Genomic DNA, 4164 nt, shown 5'->3' with positions numbered 1-4164 from the left:
GCTGCCCCTGCGGGGTACCCGGCACGCCGTCATAAAGACCATCTGGATCGGGACGCAGGTCAGCGGACCTGAAATCATCGCCCCACGGACGAACTCTCGATCTCGCAGCTACTAAATCAACAATATCGACCCATTGCGGACGTTGGCTACCTCGCTTTCAGGCTAAGCAGATGACCGCGTCAGCAGCCCCCTCCGCCGCCAAATTGCAAAATCGCCATCCAAGACAGACAATATCTTTCTGGGGGGAGATTCCATGTATTTAAAGACGATCGCGCTGCGAAACTTTCGCTCATTCGATGCAGGCGAGGTGGAGCTTCAAAAAGATCTCACGGTGTTTGTCGGCGAGAACAACGGCGGCAAGAGCAACGCCATTGACGGGATCCGGCTTCTAACCCAGCCACTGGGGGGACGGAGAGAAATATACTGCGAGCCAACCGATGTCCGCTTTCCAAGCCAGACTGTGGGCTTTGAGCTGGAAGCGGTTTTCCGCGATCTAAATGCAGGCCAGCAGGGGCGGCTGATATCGGCAAGCACGGACGCGACGCTGTCCGAAGCCCGGTTCGGCCTCCGCTACAACGGTGATCTCGGTAATCGACCGGGGCTTTGGGCGGGCAGGCCGGGCAACCTACCCGAGCCCGGCTGCCGCGACATGATCCGGCATGTCTATTTGCCGCCTCTCCGCGACGCCAAGCGCGCGCTGGCCTCCGGGAACCCCACCCGGATCATGGCCCTCCTCAACCACTTTCTAGGTGATATTTCGGCGTCGGACCTCGCCCGTGACCTAGCCCGGCAGACTGATCATGCGGTGCTCTCCAAGGTGGATCAAGCCGTCGGCAAAGGCCTCACGGCCCTAACGGCCGGCGTGCGTTCCCAGGCGGCGACCCTAGGCTTCGCCTCTAAAGAAGCTCTAGTCGATATCGCGCGCGATCTAAGATTCAAGCTTGCCGACCACGGCGTTGACCCGGAGGACTTGCGATACTCCGGCCACGGCTATGCCAATCTCCTGTTCATGGCAACTATCGCCGTCGAGTTGGAGAAAGTACGCAATTCTGACCTGACCTTGTTTTTGGTGGAGGAACCTGAAGCGCACCTGCACCCGCAACTTCAGGCGGCGGTCCTGGCCTTCCTGAAGGACCAAGCTGTTCAGTCTGATGTCGACAAGCCGGAGAACGGGCCGGCAGGCCAAGTGCAGGTCGTCGTCGCCAGCCATTCGCCGAATTTGTCCGCCTGGGTCAGCAGCAAGCAATTGGTGGTCTTCAAATCGGTCGTTCCCGAACCCCCGGTGAAACCCGACGACACCGACGAGGCGGGGTCGTCGGCCACTGTCAACGCGGCTCTCATCGAGGCAAGGATCGCCGAGAGCGCCGGCGATTCAGCCAATCCCGTCGAAAGGCCCACGGTGGTGCTTCGCCGAGCGACCCGCTGCATCCCCCTCGCCCAGATAGATCTGAACGACTTGGAAAGACGGAAGATCGACCGATACCTCGACGTGACGAAGGCGGCCTTGCTGTTTGGCGGCCGTGTCCTCCTCGTAGAAGGAATAGCCGAAGCCATACTGCTCCCCGTGATCGCCGAACACTTCACCCTCAAGGAGGACCCGGAGAAGCTCCGACTCTTCCGGTCGACTGTGTTCGTTCCGATCGATGGTGTCGATTTCACCCCCTACGCCAATCTTCTGACCCGTGTAGTCAACGAGGCGCGCATCGCTGAGCGGGTCGTGGTCATGACCGACGGAGACCATGGGGTCGGCCAAGACGACGAAGACGAAGATGACGCCTTCGGCGCTGATGAAGACCAGCCGGTGGGCGACGGGGCCTTGGCGACGGATGGGGAGGCGATTATCCCCGGGGAATTGCGCAAGCGCGTGCTGGATGCACTTGCCAAGGCCAATGGCGCATCCGCGAACTTAGCCGCGATCACCTCGCGCTACTCCCTTGAAAGTGAATTGCTGGAGGCCGGCAATGGCGACATTCTCCGCACCGCCTATGTCAGCTTGCATCCACGGTCCGGCAAGAAGTGGGACAAGGCTGCAGCGCTCAAGGGCGACGAGCGGGCGAAGGTGATCGGCGCCATCTTCAAGAATACCCGCAAAGGCGATTTCGCCCAGATGCTGGCTGGTTTGATCGAGAATAAGAAGCACACCTTCGTCGTCCCCGCCTACATCGAAAAAACCATCCGCGAGGTCGTAGCGTGACCGCCGACGCCTACTTTCCTACCGACGAGCAGAAGACGATCATCGGACACGAAGGCCATGCATTTGTGCGTGCTTGTCCTGGCTCCGGGAAGACACGAACCATGGTCGAGCGAGCTCGATATCTTCTCTCGAACCTGGCCGACCGGCGCGGCGTCGCCTTCCTGTCCTTTACGAACGCCGCAGTCGAGGAGTTGGAAGCGCGGTTGCGCAATTTCGGCATCCTGCCGTCACCGCTGTTTCCAAGTTTTATCGGCACGTTCGACCGCTTCCTCTGGCAGTTTCTGATCGCACCATTCGGCGTCGAGGGGTGCAGCCAAGCCCCGAGGCTCGTACCCGACAAATCCGACTGGGAGGTCAAGCCCTTCGAGGCAGCGCAGCCTCTCAAGCTGAAGCATTTCGACCGGGCGACAGGCGCATTGCTCGTTGACAAGGTGGCGGAGACGGGATTTTCGCCCAAGAATGGTCATGGCGCGTGGGAAACAAGTGCGCGCACCATGATCGCGCGCGCATTGTCCAACGGACATCTGGATTTCGAGGATGTCCGTGACTATGTCGCCAAGCGCCTTGCCGATCAGGGCTTCTCGGTCGCGCTCGGCGCGGCACTTTCTGGCCGGTTTCGGGAAATCGTCGTTGATGAGGCTCAAGACTGCAATCCCGAGGACCTAAAGATTATCGAGTGGTTCCGCGCATCGGGCATCAAGGTCAAGGTTGTCTGCGATCCCAACCAAGCGATCTATGCCTTCCGGGGCGGACTGACGGATGAGCTCCTGATGTTTGCGGATACGTTCGACGGCACCGACCAGCTCCCGATGAGCGGCAATTTCCGCTCGTCACCTGCGATCTGCGCTGCCATCTCCAAGTTGCGTCCGCCCGTCTCGCGCGGCGCGGCCGATCAATCGGTAGGGCGGTACAAGGATGAGACCACGCCAGTCTACATACTTGCCTATGGCGGCACGGGCGTCCCCGCCGTGATTGGCGTACAGTTTCAAACGATGGCGGCGGCGCTCGGCATTCCGCCGGCGCAGGCACCGGTGCTTGCAGCAACTTGGTCCAGCGCGGGGAATGCGGTCGGTCGGGCCATGCCAGAGGCAGGCAACAACAAGACGCTGCTTTTGGCCGAGGCTGTCATGGGTTTCCATTTTGCCTTCACGGCTGGCAACCGCCGTGAAGCGTTGGCTCGGCTGCATCGGGCCGTGCTCCAAGTGCGCGGTGAAATCTCCAACGCCGGTGCCTACTCCACCCATGTGTTGACTAGCGGACTGGACGATGGGCGTTGGCGTCCAGAGGTCATCGCCATCGGGCGGGCGCTGAAGATTCTTCCGGGGGAGAGCGCCGAGGACTGGCTCAAGCGGGCTCGGGCTTTGTTGGATTCAAATCTGCTCGGCACCTCGACCATTGGCCAGCGGTTGAAATCCAACGAAAGGCTTGCAGCCGTGCTTGCGGAAGCTTCGCCGACGGCTCTACCCGCCATGACAATCCATGCTGTCAAAGGGCTGGAGTTCCCGGCGGTCTGTGTCGTGCTCACCGTGAAAACGGTGGGTACTATCCTAAATGTCCTAACTGGCGCAGAGAGTGCCACTGAGCCGGTCGAGGAAGCTCGGAAGATCTACGTCGCCGCATCTCGCGCGGAACGGTTATTGGCGATTGCTACTCCGAAGAGCCGCGCCGCTCTCTTGAAGGAAATACTCGACGCGGGTGGACACGCCACTCAAGTCGTGGCGATTTAGGTTCGGGGGTTGCTTCGGCGAACGACCGAGCGCCAACGTCCATTTTTTGCGTCGAGATTCGTCGAGTCGTTCTTGAATGTTCATTCGAACAGAGGCGCGCATGTCCGCTCTTGGCGGATATTGTTGATTTAGTAGCTGCGAGATCGAGAGTTCGTCCGTGGGGCGATGATTTCAGGTCCGCTGACCTGCGTCCCGATCCAGATGGTCTTTATGACGGCGTGCCGGGTACCCCGCAGGGGCAGC

At 60.4% G+C, this 4164-nt stretch carries 2 protein-coding genes; both read left to right on the top strand.

Annotated features, from left to right (window positions below; translation table 11 throughout):
• The first annotated feature begins 253 nt into the window (after positions 1 to 253).
• On the top strand, positions 254 to 2194 hold the full coding sequence (locus WBG82_RS11035; RefSeq protein WP_424424579.1) for an ATP-dependent nuclease: 1941 nt from the start codon (positions 254 to 256) through the stop codon (positions 2192 to 2194).
• Positions 2191 to 3921, top strand: coding sequence for a UvrD-helicase domain-containing protein (locus tag WBG82_RS11030; RefSeq protein WP_424424578.1), 1731 nt, complete (start codon positions 2191 to 2193; stop codon positions 3919 to 3921). The genes WBG82_RS11035 and WBG82_RS11030 overlap by 4 nt, the downstream gene beginning before the upstream one ends.
• The last annotated feature ends 243 nt before the right edge of the window (positions 3922 to 4164 follow it).

Source organism: Parvibaculum sp. (assembly GCF_049671045.1).
Taxonomy (GTDB): domain Bacteria; phylum Pseudomonadota; class Alphaproteobacteria; order Parvibaculales; family Parvibaculaceae; genus Parvibaculum.
The sequence above is the reverse complement of the archived record's forward strand: the minus strand, read 5'-3'. Positions and strand labels throughout refer to the sequence as shown.

Bases quoted from the DNA above. Each gene is read 5' to 3' on its own strand.
- WBG82_RS11035 (WP_424424579.1), top strand. From the start codon at position 254: ATGTATTTAAAGACGATCGCGCTGCGAAACTTTCGCTCATTCGATGCA.